Raw genomic sequence first — 18,257 nt, 5'->3', positions numbered from 1 at the left:
ATGGGTTTAACTCCAATGATGAGACAGTATTTAGAAATAAAAGAAAGAAATAAAGATTGCATAATATTTTTTAGATTAGGTGATTTTTATGAGATGTTTTTTGAAGATGCAGAAATTGCTGCGAGAGAATTAGAACTAGTCTTAACGGGCAGAGAGTGTGGACTTGAAAAAAGAGCACCTATGTGTGGAATACCATATCATGCTACAAGTTCATATATAAACAGACTAGTAAGCAAAGGCTTTAAAATTGGTATATGTGAACAATTAGAGGATCCTTCTCAAGCAAAGGGTATAGTAAAAAGAGATATTATTAAAATAATTACCCCAGGTACCTATTCTGATTCAAGCTTTTTAGAGGATACCAAAAATAATTATGTTATGAGTTTATACGTTGAAAATAATACTGTAGCCATGAGTTTTGCAGATATATCTACTGGAGAATTTCAATGTACTTATGCCAATTATGATATTTCAATAATTTTGGATGAAATATCAAAATATATTCCTAAAGAAATAATAATACAAGAAAATGTAGATAATAAACTGTTATTATCTATAAAAGAAAGATTTGAAGCTTCTTTTACTAAACGCTCAAATGAATATTACATTGATAATGGGGCGCAAAATCTAAAAAAACAGTTTGCAAATTTTGATGAAAATAACTTTAATCATGTTTTAACAAAAAGTGCTAATGGTTTATTAAACTACATAATGGAAACTCAGAAGAGAGTTCTTACACATATAGATACTATTGAATATTATGATATAATCGATTATTTAAGTATTGATATCAACTCACGAAAAAACTTGGAACTAACAGAAACTTTAAGAGAAAAGACAAAAAAAGGTTCTCTGCTTTGGGTTATAGATAAAACCAATACTGCCATGGGTGGAAGATTGCTTAGAAAATGGCTTGAGCAACCTCTAATACAGAAAAAACTTATTGACAATAGATTAAACTCAATTGAAGAAATAATAAATAATCAATATTTATATGAAGACTTAAAAGAACACTTAAGAGATATTTATGATATAGAGAGACTTGTAGGAAAAGTTTCTTCTAAAAGCGTTAATGCTAAAGAACTTATTTCTCTAAAAAATTCTATTGAAAAGCTTCCTAAAGTAAAAGAAATTTTAAAAAACTTTAATAGTGAACTCTTGATGGGAATACATAACAATCTCGATTGTCTTGAAGATATTTATGAATTGTTAAATAAGTCAATATTAGATAATCCTGCTTTATCTGTTAAAGAAGGTGGAATAATAAAAGATAGATACAATCAGGACATTGATGAATTGAGAGAAGCCAAAGCTCATGGCAAGGAATGGATAGCTAATCTTGAAAATAGAGAAAAAGCAGAAACTGAAATAAAATCATTAAAGATAAGATATAATAAAGTATTTGGATATTATATAGAAATAACCAAATCCAATTTAAATCTTGTACCAGAAGGCAGATATATCAGAAAGCAAACTCTTGCAAATTGTGAAAGATATATAACTCCAGAATTAAAAGAAGTTGAAGAAAAAATCTTAGGTGCGCAAGAGAAATTAATGACTTTAGAATATGATGTTTTTGTTAAAATTAGGGATATTATTGAAGAACATATAGATAGAATGAAAAATAGTGCAAAACTTATATCCGAAATAGACTGTCTATGTTCTCTTGCTATTGTTGCTCTTGAAAACAATTATTGTAAACCTGAAATAATGAACGCAGGAGAGCTTTATATTGAAGAAGGAAGACATCCAGTAGTTGAAAAAGTGATACCAAGAGATACTTTTGTAGCAAATGATACTATAATAAATGATAATGATAAACAGTTAATTTTAATTACTGGTCCAAATATGGCGGGAAAATCTACTTATATGAGGCAGATAGCATTAATAAATATTCTAGCTCAAATAGGAAGTTTTGTTCCAGCTAAAAAAGCTTCAGTAGCTATATGTGACAAAATATTTACAAGAATTGGTGCATCCGACGACTTGGCACGTGGAAAAAGTACTTTCATGGTAGAAATGTGGGAGGTATCAAATATACTGAATAATGCAACTAACAGAAGTCTTATTTTACTTGATGAGGTTGGTAGAGGAACGAGTACTTATGATGGCTTAAGTATTGCATGGGCAGTTATAGAATATATATGTAATAATAGCAACCTTAGATGTAAAACTTTATTTGCAACTCATTATCATGAATTGACTTCCCTTGAAGGAAAAATTAACGGTGTAAAAAATTATTCTATTGCCGTTAAGAAACTGGAAGATGATATAGTATTTTTACGTAAGATTGTAGAAGGTGGAGCAGATGAGTCTTATGGTATAGAAGTAGCAAAACTTGCTGGAATACCAAACAAAGTAATAGAAAGAGCAAGAGAGATATTAATAAAGCTTGAAAATGAAAATATGGATACCGATATCGAAATTAAAGATGTTCTTTACCAAAATAATCAAGAGAAAGTTGATTTCACAAATGAATCTAATCAAAAGTTAAAAGTAATAAATGAAGCAGCAGTATCTAATATTACAGAAAATATCAATACTAAAGACAATTCAAATATTGAAGTTAAACAAATAGGTTTTGGTGACTTTGAAAAAGATGCTTTAGTTAAGGAAATAGCTTCCATAGAAATTCTGAATATGACCCCAATGGAAGGATTTAATAAATTATATGATATAATTAATAAAGCTAAATCTTTATAATTAAAGGGTGATTATGTGAAAAGAATTAATTTACTAAATGAAGAAACTTCTAATAAAATTGCTGCAGGTGAGGTTGTTGAAAGACCTTCTTCTGTAGTTAAAGAATTAATTGAAAATAGTATAGATGCTGAATCTAAAAATATAACTGTTGAAATCCTCAATGGTGGCAAAGATAAAATAAAAATAATAGATGATGGATATGGAATTCATCCTAATGATATAGAAAAAGCTTTTTGGCCTCATGGAACTAGCAAAATTTCAAATATAGATGATATATATAAAATAAATACCTTTGGATTTAGAGGTGAAGCACTGCCAAGTATAGCAGCTGTTTCATCAGTGATACTAAAAAGTAGGAGTAAAGATAAAGAGTTTGGAAAAGAAATTTCTATTGATGGTGGAAAGATTAATTATATTAATGATACTGGATGTAATACAGGAACTTCCATAGAAGTAAATAATATTTTTTATAATGTTCCAGCTAGACAGAAGTTTTTAAAATCAACTCAAAGAGAAGCAGCTTTAATTTCAAATATAATAAGCAGGTTAGCACTGGCTAATTACCATGTATCTTTTAAATATTATAACAATGATAAAAAAGCTTTAATTACTTTTGCTTCTAATGATGTTAAAGATACTATAAGGTCTGTATATGGTAAACAGTTTTATGATAATATTATTGATTTTGAAAAACACTCTGATATAGCTTCAGTGCATGGATATATTGGGACTTCAGAAATTAGCAGAGGAAGTAGAAACAATCAAAGTATTTTTGTTAATAGACGGTTTATTAAAAGTGGACTTATTACAACAGCAGTAGAAAATGCTTTTAAATCTTTTCTAACTGTAAACAAATATCCATTTTTTGTTTTGTTTTTAGATATTTATCCAGAATTCATTGACGTAAATGTACATCCTACTAAGTCTGAAATAAAGTTTGAAGATGAAAGAAGTATTTATAAATTAGTTTTTAATACTGTACATGAAGCAATAGCGGAAAGTGTTAAAAAAACTTTTAACCTTCAAGAAAATCATTCAGACATACCAGAAAATGATATGGGATTTTCTGTGCAACAAGATGAGAAAATAACTCCAATTCAATTACCAATAGATCTTAAACAAAATACTGTTGAAGAAAGTTCGAAAATTGAAGATAAATTATTTAATTATGAAAAGCTAAATAACTTAAATTCAAAAACAAACACTAATAAAAAAGAAGCCTATATTCATGAGAATAAGTCTAAGAATAGTTATTTTTCTGAGCAAGAGGTAAGGTCTAATATTGAAAAACCTAATAAGAGTTTCAAAGAAGAAACTAATAACAAATATTCAAGTAACGAAGTAGAAAAACAAGCAAAATTCCCATCTTTAAAGATTATAGGACAATTCAATAACACCTATATTATAGGTGAAGAATTTGGTGAATTCTATATGATAGATCAACATGCTGCTCATGAGAAAATATTGTTTGAAAAATATAAAAAACAAATAGAAACCAATGAAGTTGTTTCTCAAATTCTTATTGTGCCAGTTATTTTGGAATTAAGTCATGAGGATTTTTCTCATTATGTTGAAAATAAACATCTTTTTAGTGAAACAGGATTTTCAATAGAATTATTTGGTGATAACACTTTAAGTATAAGAGAAGCTCCTTTGCTTTTAGGTAAAACAGATGTGAAAACATTCTTTCTTGAAATATTAGATAACATAAAAAACATGGGTTCAGGTAAGACATCTGAAGTTAAACATAAAACTATTGCTTCGCTGGCATGTAAAGCAGCAATAAAAGCAAATCATTCTTTGTCACAAGCAGAAATGATTACATTAATTGAAACCTTAAGATATATAGATGAGCCTTTTAATTGTCCTCACGGAAGGCCTACTATAATTAAAATGTCATTAAAGGATGTTGAAAAGAAATTCAAGAGAATTCAGTAGCTATACAGAAGGAGATTGTAAATGAAAAAAGATTTATTTATACTTGCAGGTCCTACAGCTGTTGGGAAAACAGCTATATCCATAAATTTAGCTAAAAATTTAAATGGTGAAATAATTTCAGCTGATTCAATGCAAATTTATAAATATATGGATATAGGTTCTGCTAAAATTAAGGAAGATGAAAGAGAAGGTATCCCGCACCATGTTATAGATTTTGTAGAACCTTCTCAGGAGTTCAGTGTAGTAGAGTTTAAGCATGAAGCTGCAAAAGATATCGAGGAAATAACCAGTAATAGCAAGCTACCTATGTTGGTTGGTGGAACTGGATTTTATATTGATTCACTGATATTTAATTATGATTTTGCAAATGCTTATAAAGATGAAATATATAGAGAACATCTAAAATCTTTGGCACTGGAGAAGGGGAATGAATACATTCATTCTCTTCTTAAAGATATTGATAACGAATCATATAATAAATTATATCCAAATGATTTAAAAAGAGTAATTAGAGCTCTTGAAGTATTTAAACTTACAGGTAAAACAATTAGTGAGTTTAATGCAGAGCAAGATATATATAATATACCTTATAATGTCTATTACTTTGTGCTTACTATGGATAGAGCAAAATTATATAATAGAATAAATCAACGTGTGGATATAATGATTGAAGAAGGTTTAATTGATGAGGTTGTAAAATTGAAAAATATGGGTTTAACTGCAGATATGCAGTCTATGAAAGGTATTGGCTATAAAGAAATACTTTATTATTTGGATGGTAAAATTACACTTGATGAAGCCATTGAGATGATTAAAAAAGGAAGTAGAAATTATGCTAAACGTCAGCTTACATGGTTCAGAAAAGATAAAAGGGTTATTTGGATAAATAAAGATACTTATAATGATGATTCTGAAGTAGCTGAAGCTATTATTAGTAAATTTAATGATTTGCGAAATAAATTTAAGTATAACAAAAATCTTTAAAAATAGAGGAATTTATTTCTTTTTATAGAATATAGATATATAAAAATTTGGAGGGAAATATTATGAACAAACTAAATAATAATTTGCAAGATTTATTTTTAAATAACGCTAGGAAAAATAGAATACCTGTTACAATATTTTTGACAAATGGATTTCAACTTAAAGGAAATGTTAAAGGATTTGATAATTTTACAGTAATTCTTGATAATGAAGGAAAGCAAATGATGATATATAAACATGCAGTATCAACTATCGTTCCAGCTAAACCAATTTTATTTGTACAAGACGATAATAATGAAAAATAGGCATTTATTTGCCTATTTTTTTCATGTATGATAATATAGTTAATGATTTAAATTCGGGTATTGGGAGGTTATACATATGATAGAACAAATGAAAGAACAATTGATTAAGAAATATAGCATAAGTAACAAGGCATTAGAACTTTACGAAAGAGCTATAAATGATGTTAAAGATAAATTTAAAGCTATAGATGAAATTAGGGAATACAATCAGCTGAAGGTTTTAAATGCCATGCAGGAAGAAAGAATAAGCGAAGCACATTTTACAAATACAACTGGGTATGGTTATGGAGATATAGGCAGAGATTCATTAGATAAGGTATATGCAAGAATTTTCAACTGTGAAAGTGCACTTGTAAGACCCCATTTTGTCAATGGTACTCATGCTTTAGGCGCTGCTTTATTCGGTAATTTAAGACCAAATGATACTATGATTTCAGTATGTGGCAAACCATATGATACTTTACACAGTGTAATTGGAATAGATAAGGATGAAAGGATAGGTTCTTTAAAAGAATATGGAGTTTCTTATAAGCAAATAGAACTTAAAGAAAACGGAAAACCTAATATAGAAGATATTGCAAAAGCTTTACAAGAAGATGGAACTATAAAGCTTGTACATATACAAAGATCTACAGGATATGGATGGAGAAATTCATTAAATATTTCAGATATAAAAAATATAGTAGAGTGTGTTAAATCTGTTAGAAAAAATATAATTTGTTTTGTAGATAACTGCTATGGTGAATTTATTGATATTTTAGAGCCAACAGATGTTGGAGCAGATTTAGTTGTTGGGTCTCTAATAAAAAATATAGGTGGAGGAATAGCACCTACTGGAGGATATATAGCAGGAACTAAAGAGTGTGTAGAACAGGCATCTTATAGATTAACAGTTCCAGGGATAGGTGCCGAATGTGGTTCAACATTCGGGGTAATGAGAGCTATGTATCAAGGATTATTTTTTGCTCCTCATGTGGCCATGGAAGCTTTAAAAGGAGCTATCTTCTGTGCTAGAATAATGGAACTTGCAGGATTTGAAGTACTTCCAACATATGACACAAATAGAAGTGATATAATTCAAGCCATAAAATTCAACGATAGAGAAAAATTGATTCAATTTTGTAAGGGGATACAGTTAGGTTCTCCTGTTGATTCTTTTGTGGTTTGTGAACCATGGGATATGCCTGGATATAATGATCAAGTTATAATGGCAGCTGGTGCTTTTATTCAAGGATCATCTATTGAATTATCTGCTGATGCACCTATAAGAGAACCATATATTGCATATCTTCAGGGAGGTCTTACCTTCGATCATGCAAAAATAGGCATTTTAATTGCTTTAAGTAAAATTATAAAAGATGCGTAAATAAGAAAACTAGTAGATAGGATTTTTTATGATTATCTACTAGTTTCTATATTTATTAATACTTTCTAAATAGTCCAATTAATTTACCTATAATAGTACAATTTTCTACTATAATTGGAGACATTGTTTTATTTTCAGGCTGTAATCTTATATAATCTTTTTCTTTAAAAAATCTTTTTATTGTAGCTTCATTATCTATTAAAGCAACAACTATATCTCCATTTGCCGCATAATTAGTTTTCTCAATTATAGCTAAATCTCCATTCATAATTCCCGCATCTATCATACTTTCTCCTGAAATCCTTAACATAAACAAATCTTTATTACTTGGTATAAAATTTAACGAGATAGGGAATGTATCCTCTACATTTTCAACAGCTAAAATCGGTTCTCCGGCAGTTACTTTTCCTATAATAGGAATACCAACCATTTCCTGTTTGATAGGGGGGTCTTTTAATATTTCTATAGTTCTAGGTTTTGTAGAATCACGTTTAATCATACCTTTTTTTTCAAGTCTGGCAAGATGACCATGAACAGTAGATGTAGAACTTAACCCTACACCTTTGCATATTTCTCTTACTGAAGGAGGATATCCTTTTTCTCTAATGTATATTTTTATAAATTCATATATTTCTGTTTGTTTATCCTTTTTATTTACATTCATTATATACACCCCTTATCCTTTATTCTGAATTATATCATAAATTTCCAAAAACATCAAACTAATGTTCTCACAAATTTGATTACCTCTAATTCTTTTGATATAATAATATTTTGATATATTATAAAAGGAGAGATAGATTATGTGCAAATTATGTATTTTAAACCCCAAAAAAGTGTGTGATAATTGTGATGAATGTAATAAATGTGATTTAAAACCATCTAAAATATGCAACAACTGCGGAAAATGTTTAGAATTAGAAGGGTATGATGCCAAAGCTATAGATATCGATGAAATAGTTGAAGATGTTCTTGAAATAAACGATAAGGAAGATGAGAACACATCAAAAAATCAAGTCATTGAAAAATTCGCTTCATATAACTCTGATTTAAAAGAAGATGATATAAGAGTAGAGTACATAGATGATATTGATGGTCTTACCGAGATATTAGAAGAAAATATGAATACCAAAAAAGTAATGGAAGAAGCATTTCCAGGTTTATTTGTTTTTGATAACAGAAAAGAATAAAAAGCAATTCATTGCTTTTTATTCTTCACTTAAAGGATTTAAGCTGACAGCTTGTCTCAAAGTTTCGTCATCTACATGAGTATATATCTGTGTAGTTGAAACATTCTCATGTCCAAGAATTTTCTGCAAACTTCGTATATCTACATTGCCATACTTGTACATCAACGTTGCAGCTGTATGCCTTAATTTATGAGGCGTATATTTCTGATTTGTAAGTCCGGATTTCTCTATGTGTTTCTTCACCAATAGTTCAACACTTCTTTTATTTATCCTTTTCAGCTTTTTACTAATAAACAAAGCATCTTTATGAGCTGGATCTATCTTATTGTGTTTTTGATTTCTTATAGCCATGTAATTTTCAATTGCTTTTAAACATGCGTTATTTAGGTACACAGTTCTTTCTTTATTTCCTTTACCTATGATGGTTAGAGTATCATCTTTTATCTTTGAAATATCAATACTGCACAATTCCGAAAGTCTCAGCCCACAGTTTAAAAATAACGTTATAATACAATAATCTCTTTCTTTATTTTCTCCATCAATAGAGGTTAAAAGATTTTTGCTTTCCTCCAAAGTTAAATACACAGGATTCCGTTTGTTGATTTTAGGTGATTCTAATTCAGCAGCAGGATTTTCATCTAATATTTTTGCTTTGCTGTGCAAATATTTAAAAAAGGATTTGAGAGAGGCTACTTTTCTAGCTCTGGCATAATTCCCGTTATTTCTATAATTTTCAGTAAAGGAGATATATGCGTATAAGTCGGAAAGTCTAATTTTTTTTATAAAGGTTTTATCAATATCATCAATAGCTATATCTTCAAACTCAATATTATTTTTTACATGTCCTTTGTATAGTTTTAAAAATCTAAAAAACATAGTTAAATCCCATTTATATCCCTTGATAGTATTTTCGGATTTTCCTTTGATTGTTCCCAGATAGTTCAAAAATTCATTCACGTATTCAGGTAAAGTAGGATCATAGATATTTATTAAAGTATAATTCATAATGCCCCCCCTATTTCGCGTATCTAACTTCGCTAAATTTACATTTAGCGAAGTTAGATGTTGTTTTTGATATATATTTTATTTATATTCAATGATTCTAGTGCTTATATTTAAAACTAACACTTTTATATCATTATTATAATGGAAATTTATTTTAAAAAGTATCATCAATTATAATAAAAAAAATATTTTTAAAATTTTTATATTTATACAAATGTACATTAATGTTTTTTTAAAAATAATTTTCAATACAAAAGCCGATATGTTTTTCATACCGGCTAATACATATTATATCATATATTTATACATTTATTTCTACTTCTATATTCAATTCATTTTTATAAGTATTCATAACAGGCATAACACAATTGTTTATAAAATCTTCTACCTGTCCTGGTGCTCTTCCGATAAACTTCTTAGAATCTATTATAGCAAAAATTTCTTCTGCACTCATTAAGAAAGAGTCATCTTTTACTATTCTTTGGATTAAATCATTATTAAGACCTTCTTCTTTAACTCTTTTAGCAGCTTCCATAGAAAGAGTTCTTATTTTTTCATGTAACTCCTGTCTGTCTCCTCCCCTTTTCACTGCTTCCATTAAAATATTTTCTGTAGCCATAAAAGGAAGTTCACTTTCTACATGAGAAGCTATTACTTTTTCATACACTACCATGTTACTTGTTACATTCATATATAAATTCAGCACACCATCTAAAGCTAAAAACGCCTCAGAAACCGATAATCTCTTATTTGCCGAATCATCTAAAGTTCTTTCAAACCATTGAGTTCCAGCAGTTATTGCCGGATTAAGAGAATTCACAATTACAAATCTACTTAATGCACTTATTCTTTCCGATCTCATCGGATTTCTTTTATATGCCATAGCTGAAGATCCAACTTGATTTTTTTCAAAAGGTTCTTCCATCTCTTTCATATTTTGAAGTATTCTTAAATCATTACTAAATTTATAAGCACTTTGAGCAATTTCCGAAAGGGTATTCAATACTATCGAATCAACTTTTCTTGAGTATGTTTGACCAGTTACAGCATACGTACTTTCAAACCCAACCTTCTTCGCAACTAGCTCATCAAGTTTTTTTACTGCTTCTTCATCATTGTCAAATAATTTCATGAAACTAGCTTGAGTTCCAGTAGTCCCTTTTACCCCTCTTAATTTCAAAGTCTCTATTGTAAAACTTATATTTTCCAAATCTAAAAGCAAATCTTGCATCCACAATGTAGCCCTTTTACCAACTGTAGTTAATTGAGCTGGTTGTAAATGAGTAAACCCAAGAGTAGGTAAATCTTTATATTTCAGAGCAAATTTTGATAGATTGTTTATCACATTCACTAATTTATTTCTCACTATCAAAAGAGCCTCTTTCATTACTATTAAATCAGTATTATCTCCAACAAAACAACTTGTAGCACCTAAGTGAATAATCCCTTTGGCATTAGGACATTGAAGTCCATATGCATATACATGACTCATAACATCATGTCTTATTTCTTTTTCTTTTTCTACAGCTACTTCATAATTTATATTTTCAATATTGCTTTTTAACTCATTTATTTGTTCTTGAGAAATATTTAACCCCAACTCTTTCTCACTTTCAGCTAAAGCTACCCAAAGCTTACGCCAAGTTTTAAATTTCATTTCATCAGAAAATAAGTATGACATTTCACTAGAAGCATATCTGCTAGTTAAAGGTGTGTTATAAACATTTCTTACCATATCAAAGCCTCCGAACACATATATTTTTATTTTTTATCAAACTATTATTCATATTATATCATATATTATCATTAAATGTAATACTTTTTGTTCGCAAATATCTTTATTTTAAACTTAGTCTATTTTAAAAACCATATACTCTATCAAGAAATATTTTGAGTCAGTTTAGGGGTAAATATGTATAAGAATTTTTTTGAATCCTATTTTATTTATCTAAAAGTAAATCTTTCAAGTAAAATAAATAAAAGGCTATTATAGCCTTTTATTTTTATTCTGCAATTGATTCAATTAATTTTGCAATTTCTTCAGCAGCTAATGTTTCATCATCACCTGAAGCTATAATTGTAACAGCTGCATCTTTAGTAACTCCTAAAGAAAGTACTCCGATTAAACTTTTAATGTTCGCTTTTTTATCTTTATATTCAAGATATATATCAGATTTAAAAGAAGACGCTTTTTTCACTAATAAAGTAGCAGGTCTTGCATGTAATCCAGTAGCACTTTTTACCATTGCTTCTTTTTTTATCATTTTATGTCACCCCTTACATTTATTTTTTTTTACGTACATTTCTATTATATCAGTTTTTTTATATTTCTCAACTTCTAAAAAAAAATTTCTACATTTTTTTTTAATTTAGTTTCATTAAAAACTCCTCAATCCTATCTAATCCTTTTTTTATAGTATCCATTGATGTTGCATATGATAATCTCACATAGTCATCTAATCCAAAAGCAATTCCTGGGATAACAGCTACATTTTGTTCTTGTAAAAGCATTTCCGAAAATTCGAAAGAAGTATTAATTATCGTTTGATTTAATCTCTTTCCATAATAGTTTGAAATATTTAACATAACATAAAAAGCACCATCAGCTTTTAAACATGATAGATTTTTCATTTCATCAATTCTTGATACCATATAATCTCTTCTCTCTCCAAATTCTTTTACCATAGATTTCAAAGACGATTGGTCACCTGTTAATGCTTCTAACGCTGCATATTGTGCAATAGAATTAGGGTTTGAAGTAGTATGACTTTGAATACTAGACATTAGTTTTATAATTTCCTTATTCCCCGCTGCAGCATAACCAATTCTCCACCCAGTCATAGCATAGGATTTAGAAACCCCATTTATTACTATAGTTCTTTCATATGCATCTTGTGATAAACTGGCAATACTGATATGTCCTTCATTTCCATATATTAATTTTTCATATATTTCATCAGATATAATTATCAAGTTATGTTTCTTTGCAAAATCAACAATCATCTCTAAATCGTGTTTTGAGTATATTGTTCCCGTAGGATTATTAGGACTATTTACAATAATAGCTTTTGTTTTTGATGTAACAGCTTCCTCTAAAACATCTATTGAGAAATTAAAGTTATTCTCTTGTTTGTTTTTAACAAACACAGGTATTCCATCTGCAAGTTTTATAAGTTCTGGATAACTTACCCAATACGGTGTAGGAATTAAAACTTCATCTTCGCTGTTTAATATAGCTTGGAAAGCATTTGCTAAGCACTGTTTTGCACCTGTTGAAATAATAACTTGATCATTTGTATAGATTAAATTATTATCCATTTTGAATTTGTTTATGATAGCTTCTTTTAATTCGTTTATCCCTGAAGCAGCAGTATACCTAGTTAATCCATTTTCTATTGCATTTATAGCTGCCTTTTGTATATTAACAGGTGTATCGAAGTCGGGTTCTCCAGCCCCAAAACTAATGACATCAATACCTTGTTTAGCCATTTCTTTTGCTTTTGCTGTTATAGCCAGCGTTAAGGATGGTGAAATTTGTTTTGCCCTATCTGATAATATCATATAATACTCCTCCATTTTATTAATTATTGTATTTTTATATTAAAAATATATCACTTTACATTTATTATGTAAATAAATTATTTATATGCATAAATTCATAGTTAGTTCCTTGGTGCAAATACATAATACTTTATTTGGAAATATAATTACAACATAAACTATAAAACAAACTCCCTATTCAGACTAATAAAATCATATCAATCTAATAGGGAGTTTTAGTTATATCTAAATCTATTTAGCGTATTCGATTATCCTAGTTTCTCTAATAATATTTACTTTGATTTGACCAGGATATTCTAATTCTTTTTCAACAGTTTTAACTATATTTCTTGCCATTTCGATGCACTCAGCATCATTAACTTCTTCTGGTTTAACCATAATTCTAACTTCTCTTCCAGCTTGTATAGCATATGATTTATCTACGCCTTCATAGGAATTTGCTATTTCTTCAAGTTTTTCTAATCTCTTAATATATGCTTCCAAAGTTTCTCTTCTCGCTCCAGGACGTGCCGCAGATATTGCATCAGCAGCTTGAACTAATATTGCTTCAATAGAATCATACTCTACATCACCATGATGAGCAGCAATAGCGTTTACTATTATTGGTGATTCATGATGTTTTTTAGCAATCTCAGCGCCAATAACAGCATGTGGACCCTCAACCTCATGATCTACCGCTTTACCAATGTCATGTAGCAACCCTGCTCTTTTAGCTAATGTTGGATCTATTCCTAATTCAGAAGCCATAAGACCTGCCAAGTAAGCAACTTCGATAGAATGCTTTAAAACGTTTTGACCATAACTAGTACGGTATTTTAGTCTTCCTAAAAGTCTTATTAATTCTTGATGAAGACCATGTACACCTGTTTCAAAAGTTGCTTGCTCCCCTTCTTCTTTTATATCATTTTCAACTTCTTTCTTAGCCTTTTCCACCATTTCTTCAATTCTTGCAGGATGAATTCTACCATCAATAATCAATTTTTCAAGAGCTATTCTAGCAACCTGTCTTCTTATTGGATCAAATCCTGATAAAATTACGGCTTCTGGAGTATCATCAATAATCAAATCTACTCCAGTTAAAGTTTCTAAGGTTCTTATATTTCTTCCTTCTCTACCAATAATTCTACCTTTCATTTCATCATTTGGAAGTTCAACCACATGCACAGTACTTTCAGCTACATGATCAGCAGCACATCTTTGGATAGCACATGAAATTATCTCTCTACCCTTTTTATCTGCTTCTTCTTTTGCTTTGTTTTCCATATCTTTAATCATCATAGCTGTTTCATGCTTAATTTCTTTTCGAGTTTCTTCCAATAATATTTCACGAGCTTCTTGTGTTGTCAAACCCGACAATCTTTCAAGCTCTTGACGTTGCTTTTCATAAAGCTCTTCTATGCTGGATTCTTTTTCTTTCATTTCTTGCATTTTTTTATTAAGAGATTCATCTTTCTTTTCTATAGCATCACTTTTTTTGTCTAATAACTCTTCACGTTGAATATTTCTTCTTTCTAATCTTTGAAGTTCATTACGTCTTTCTCTCAATTCTTTTTCAAAATCATTTCTAAGTTTATGAACTTCCTCTTTAGCCTCTAAAATAGCTTCCTTTTTTATTGCTTCAGCATTTTTTTCAGCCTCATCTAGTATACTTTTAGCTTTAATTTCTGCTTCTGAAATTTTTGCTTGTGATATATTTTTTCTAACATATATTATTACAAAAACCGCTAAAATTAAAATTATAACAGCTAAAAGCGCTAAATATATAATAAAGTTATTATTCAAAACAACACCTCCTTGCTATCTATTTTGATTATGCAAAAGTAAGCGTTAGCGAAGTTTAGAAAGGTGTTATATTTGTTTATATATGAATATTTTACACATGTTAAACCAGTATTTGTATTCATTTTATATTATTTTTAAATTTATGTCAAGTTTATGAAAATGTTGCTAAAAATTTTTATATAAATTATATTTTTAGAATAACCAATTAGCCAATCTTATACTTGATATATAAATAAATCAATAGAATATAGTGTCTAGTGATTTTTATCTATTTTTCTTTTTCCTGTATCTTCTTTTCTTTATTTATAGAACCTTCTGCCATGTTTTTTTGAGGTAAATCATATTTTAATCTTATTTGTTTTTCTATGTCATATAGTACATCTTGGGTTTCTCTTAAAAATTGCTTTGCATTTTCTCTACCTTGTCCTAAGCGAATATCATTATATGAGAACCACGAACCACTCTTTTGAATTATTTCTTCCTCAACTCCAACATCTAGTACATTTCCCTCAAAAGAAATACCCGTCCCATACATTATATCGAATTCAGCTTTTTTAAATGGAGAAGCTACTTTATTTTTTACAACTTTAACTCTAGTCCTATTGCCCAAAAAATCTTCACCTTGTTTAATAGTATCAATTCTTCTAACATCTAACCTAACAGAAGAATAGAATTTAAGTGCTCTCCCTCCTGGAGTTGTTTCAGGATTTCCAAACATAATTCCAACTTTTTCTCTTAATTGATTTATAAATATTACTGAACATCTAGACTTATTAATAGCACCTGTAAGTTTTCTAAGAGCTTGAGACATTAACCTTGCTTGAAGTCCTACATGTGAGTCTCCCATTTCTCCTTCTATTTCTGCTTTTGGAACCAATGCTGCAACCGAATCCACTATTACAATATCTACAGCTCCTGATCTAACTAACGCTTCACAGATTTCAAGTGCCTGTTCTCCAGTATCAGGTTGTGAAACTATTAAGTTATCGATATCTACACCTAACGCTTTTGCATAAACAGGATCTAAAGCATGCTCTGCATCTATAAATGCAGCAGTTCCTCCAGATTTTTGTGCCTCTGCAATAACATGAAGAGCAACTGTTGTTTTACCAGAAGATTCAGGACCAAATATTTCAATAATTCTACCTCTTGGTATTCCTCCTATGCCTAATGCAATATCTAAAGATAAACTTCCAGTAGAAATAGCCTCTACATTAAGTATATTTTGTTCTCCAAGTTTCATTACTGAACCTTTTCCGAATTGTTTTTCAATTTGACTCATAGCAACCTGTAAAGCTTTTAATTTTTCATTGTCCATATGTATCCCCTAAGGGTTCACCATCCTTTCGAATTCGAACATCTGTTCTGATTAAATTATATAATATTTTGTTTACAAGGTCAATAGTATAGTATAAAAGTTCCTATTATTTTCATATATAGGAACTTTTTTCTTAAATTATACCCTACTTTATTATTATTAATCAGTTTTCAGTATTAAGTGCGTTTTTATTTTTAATAAAATAATCAACTCCTGATATAATAGTTATAATTACAGCAGCAGTTAAAACTATATAAGTCAAATATGTTACATATACTGAACTATATATCAATTTAATCAAAGCAAAAATAATTGCTACCATTTGGGTTGCAGTTTTTAATTTTCCCCACCAACTTGCTGCAATTATGATACCTTCAGAAGCTGCTACGGCTCTAAGACCTGTGACAGCAAATTCCCTAGCTATAATTATCATAGCCATCCAAGTTGGAACAATTCCATGTTCTACTAAAGATACTAAAGCAGAAGTAACAAGCAACTTATCTGCTAAAGGATCCATGAATTTTCCAAATTTTGTTATCTGATTTCTACTCCTTGCAATATGTCCATCTAACTTATCGGTTAATGATGCTAATATAAAGACTATTATAGACATAGCTATGCATACTGGTGTTTTTAATGCCATAAAAATTAAAAAAACTGGTACAAGAAAAATCCTTAATAATGTAAGTTTATTTGCAAGATTCATCGCACACAACTCCTATTAAATCATATTCTAAGGCGTCTGTTATAACCACCTCAACAAAGCCTCCTATACTTAATATTTTATCACATTTAAAGAAAATTGCACCATCTATTTCAGGAGACATTTCATAAGTTCTACCAATCCAATATTCATTTTTACGCCCTTCAACAAGTACTTTATATTTTTTACCTATCTTTTTATTATTATTTTCTTTAGAAGTACGTTGTTGCATAAACATTAATTCTTCTTCTCTATGTTGCTTAAGTTCTTCATTAACTTGATCACTCATTTTTGCAGCAGGAGTTCCTTCTTCCTGAGAATACTTAAAAACTCCAAGCTTATCAAATTTTATTAATGAAATAAACTCTTTCAATTCTTCAAAATCTTTATCAGTTTCACCTGGAAATCCAACAATTATAGACGTACGTAAAATTAAATTTTTAATTTTACTTCTCATTTTTAATATGTTTGTAGTTATTATTTCTTTAGTGCTTTTCCTGTTCATTCTTTTAAGTACAGAATTACTTATATGTTGAATAGGTATATCCAAATATTTACACACCTTTTCATTGTTTTCTATTTCATCTATTAAATCTTCAGTAATCTCTTCTGGATAGCAATACAATATTCTAATCCACTCTATACTATTTATTTCAGAAATTTTTCTTATTAGCTCAGGAAGTTTCTTTTCATCATATAAATCTATACCATATTTTGTAGTGTCTTGAGCTACTAATATTATTTCTTTAACACCTTGTTCTGCTAAATGATTTGCTTCCTGTATAATGTTTTCCATACTTCTACTTCTATATTTACCTCTAATTTTAGGTATTATACAATATGTGCATAAATTACTGCACCCTTCAGCTATTCTTAAATAAGCAGAATATTTTGGAGTAGTAAGTATTCTTTTTCCTTCATTTATTGTAGAGTCACTATAATTACAAGTACAAATTTTATTATTATGATGAAAAAAGTCATTAATGTACGTATTTAATTTGTCATAATCATTTACTCCTAGCATAATATCAATTTCTGGTATTATATTATGAAGTTCCTCAGAATACCTTTGAGTTAGGCATCCTGTTGCTATTAAAAGTTTACAGTTATCTTTTTTAAAATCTGCCATTTCCAATATGGTATCGATAGATTCCTGTTTTGAACTTTCAATAAATCCACAAGTGTTTACAATAATAACATCTGCTTCTCTTGGATTATTTACAATTTGATTTTCAGCAGTTAGGCTGCCTAAAATTAATTCAGAATCAATCCTATTTTTATCACACCCTAAACTTACTAAGCCAATTTTATATTTAGTCACTAGTTTTCCTCCTTAAGTTATATACTAATCATTATCATAAAAATTATTGTAATTCTTATATGAAATTTTAACAAGTAATTT

15 protein-coding genes are annotated in these 18,257 nt (G+C 29.0%); 6 read left to right on the top strand and 9 right to left on the bottom strand.

What is annotated here, in order from left to right:
• From mutS to OIO11_RS15980, 5 genes are all read left to right on the top strand, one after another.
• Nucleotides 1-2,703, top strand: a complete 2,703-nt coding sequence (gene mutS, locus OIO11_RS16000) for a DNA mismatch repair protein MutS (protein ID WP_268072443.1) — start codon at nt 1-3, stop codon at nt 2,701-2,703.
• Between the two features lie 15 nt (nt 2,704-2,718).
• Nucleotides 2,719-4,641, top strand: a complete 1,923-nt coding sequence (gene mutL / locus OIO11_RS15995) for a DNA mismatch repair endonuclease MutL (protein ID WP_268072442.1) — start codon at nt 2,719-2,721, stop codon at nt 4,639-4,641.
• A gap of 21 nt (nt 4,642-4,662) precedes the next feature.
• Nucleotides 4,663-5,625 (top strand): tRNA (adenosine(37)-N6)-dimethylallyltransferase MiaA, encoded by a 963-nt coding sequence (miaA, locus tag OIO11_RS15990; RefSeq protein WP_268072441.1) that lies wholly within the window; start codon nt 4,663-4,665, stop codon nt 5,623-5,625.
• A gap of 62 nt (nt 5,626-5,687) precedes the next feature.
• Nucleotides 5,688-5,930 carry an RNA chaperone Hfq gene (gene hfq, locus OIO11_RS15985; protein ID WP_268072440.1) on the top strand — a complete coding sequence of 81 codons (243 nt, stop codon included), beginning with the start codon at nt 5,688-5,690 and terminating at the stop codon, nt 5,928-5,930.
• A 76-nt stretch (nt 5,931-6,006) separates the two neighbouring features.
• Nucleotides 6,007-7,296 carry a methionine gamma-lyase family protein gene (locus OIO11_RS15980; protein WP_268072439.1) on the top strand — a complete coding sequence of 430 codons (1,290 nt, stop codon included), beginning with the start codon at nt 6,007-6,009 and terminating at the stop codon, nt 7,294-7,296.
• 55 nt (nt 7,297-7,351) lie between these two features.
• Here OIO11_RS15980 and lexA read toward each other — a convergent pair whose 3' ends face one another.
• A complete protein-coding gene (gene lexA, locus OIO11_RS15975; RefSeq protein WP_268072438.1) occupies nt 7,352-7,960 on the bottom strand; it encodes a transcriptional repressor LexA in 609 nt (202 codons plus the stop codon).
• A 139-nt stretch (nt 7,961-8,099) separates the two neighbouring features.
• Here lexA and OIO11_RS15970 point away from each other — a divergent pair, with 139 nt between their 5' ends.
• A complete protein-coding gene (locus OIO11_RS15970; protein ID WP_268072437.1) occupies nt 8,100-8,486 on the top strand; it encodes a hypothetical protein in 387 nt (128 codons plus the stop codon).
• Between the two features lie 18 nt (nt 8,487-8,504).
• Here the strand turns inward: OIO11_RS15970 and OIO11_RS15965 are convergent, their stop codons facing one another.
• From OIO11_RS15965 to rimO, 8 genes are all read right to left on the bottom strand, one after another.
• Nucleotides 8,505-9,491: a tyrosine recombinase XerC gene (locus OIO11_RS15965; RefSeq protein ID WP_268072436.1), complete on the bottom strand. Its 987-nt coding sequence runs from the start codon at nt 9,489-9,491 to the stop codon at nt 8,505-8,507.
• Between the two features lie 301 nt (nt 9,492-9,792).
• Nucleotides 9,793-11,226 carry an adenylosuccinate lyase gene (gene purB / locus OIO11_RS15960; RefSeq protein WP_268072435.1) on the bottom strand — a complete coding sequence of 478 codons (1,434 nt, stop codon included), beginning with the start codon at nt 11,224-11,226 and terminating at the stop codon, nt 9,793-9,795.
• Between the two features lie 268 nt (nt 11,227-11,494).
• The gene (locus OIO11_RS15955) at nt 11,495-11,755 is read right to left on the bottom strand and encodes an HPr family phosphocarrier protein (RefSeq protein ID WP_268072434.1); all 261 of its coding nucleotides are present in this window, start codon (nt 11,753-11,755) and stop codon (nt 11,495-11,497) included.
• A 100-nt stretch (nt 11,756-11,855) separates the two neighbouring features.
• Nucleotides 11,856-13,052 (bottom strand): pyridoxal phosphate-dependent aminotransferase, encoded by a 1,197-nt coding sequence (locus OIO11_RS15950; protein WP_268072433.1) that lies wholly within the window; start codon nt 13,050-13,052, stop codon nt 11,856-11,858.
• A 231-nt stretch (nt 13,053-13,283) separates the two neighbouring features.
• A complete protein-coding gene (gene rny, locus OIO11_RS15945) occupies nt 13,284-14,819 on the bottom strand; it encodes a ribonuclease Y (RefSeq protein ID WP_442781315.1) in 1,536 nt (511 codons plus the stop codon).
• A 283-nt stretch (nt 14,820-15,102) separates the two neighbouring features.
• Entirely contained in the window at nt 15,103-16,152 is a 1,050-nt protein-coding gene (recA, locus tag OIO11_RS15940) for a recombinase RecA (RefSeq protein WP_268072431.1), read from the bottom strand.
• A 163-nt stretch (nt 16,153-16,315) separates the two neighbouring features.
• A complete protein-coding gene (gene pgsA, locus OIO11_RS15935; RefSeq protein ID WP_268072430.1) occupies nt 16,316-16,858 on the bottom strand; it encodes a CDP-diacylglycerol--glycerol-3-phosphate 3-phosphatidyltransferase in 543 nt (180 codons plus the stop codon).
• Complete coding sequence (gene rimO / locus OIO11_RS15930; RefSeq protein WP_268072429.1) at nt 16,842-18,176, bottom strand: 30S ribosomal protein S12 methylthiotransferase RimO; 1,335 nt, start codon at nt 18,174-18,176, stop codon at nt 16,842-16,844. Before rimO ends, pgsA begins: the two co-directional genes overlap by 17 nt.
• Nucleotides 18,177-18,257: the final 81 nt, after the last annotated feature.

This window comes from Clostridium sp. ZS2-4 (assembly GCF_026719745.1).
In the GTDB taxonomy this organism is placed as follows: domain Bacteria; phylum Bacillota; class Clostridia; order Clostridiales; family Clostridiaceae; genus Clostridium_H.
This window is presented reverse-complemented; position numbering and strand designations above follow the sequence as displayed.

Excerpts from the sequence above, each read along its gene's own strand:
- OIO11_RS15950 (WP_268072433.1), bottom strand. The coding sequence starts at position 13,052 with ATGATATTATCAGATAGGGCAAAACAAATTTCACCATCCTTAACGCTG.
- OIO11_RS15980 (WP_268072439.1), top strand. The coding sequence starts at position 6,007 with ATGATAGAACAAATGAAAGAACAATTGATTAAGAAATATAGCATAAGT.
- OIO11_RS15970 (WP_268072437.1), top strand. The coding sequence starts at position 8,100 with ATGTGCAAATTATGTATTTTAAACCCCAAAAAAGTGTGTGATAATTGT.
- OIO11_RS15965 (WP_268072436.1), bottom strand. The coding sequence starts at position 9,491 with ATGAATTATACTTTAATAAATATCTATGATCCTACTTTACCTGAATAC.
- lexA (WP_268072438.1), bottom strand. The coding sequence starts at position 7,960 with ATGAATGTAAATAAAAAGGATAAACAAACAGAAATATATGAATTTATA.
- pgsA (WP_268072430.1), bottom strand. The coding sequence starts at position 16,858 with ATGAATCTTGCAAATAAACTTACATTATTAAGGATTTTTCTTGTACCA.
- hfq (WP_268072440.1), top strand. The coding sequence starts at position 5,688 with ATGAACAAACTAAATAATAATTTGCAAGATTTATTTTTAAATAACGCT.
- miaA (WP_268072441.1), top strand. The coding sequence starts at position 4,663 with ATGAAAAAAGATTTATTTATACTTGCAGGTCCTACAGCTGTTGGGAAA.
- OIO11_RS15955 (WP_268072434.1), bottom strand. The coding sequence starts at position 11,755 with ATGATAAAAAAAGAAGCAATGGTAAAAAGTGCTACTGGATTACATGCA.
- purB (WP_268072435.1), bottom strand. The coding sequence starts at position 11,226 with ATGGTAAGAAATGTTTATAACACACCTTTAACTAGCAGATATGCTTCT.
- recA (WP_268072431.1), bottom strand. The coding sequence starts at position 16,152 with ATGGACAATGAAAAATTAAAAGCTTTACAGGTTGCTATGAGTCAAATT.
- mutS (WP_268072443.1), top strand. The coding sequence starts at position 1 with ATGGGTTTAACTCCAATGATGAGACAGTATTTAGAAATAAAAGAAAGA.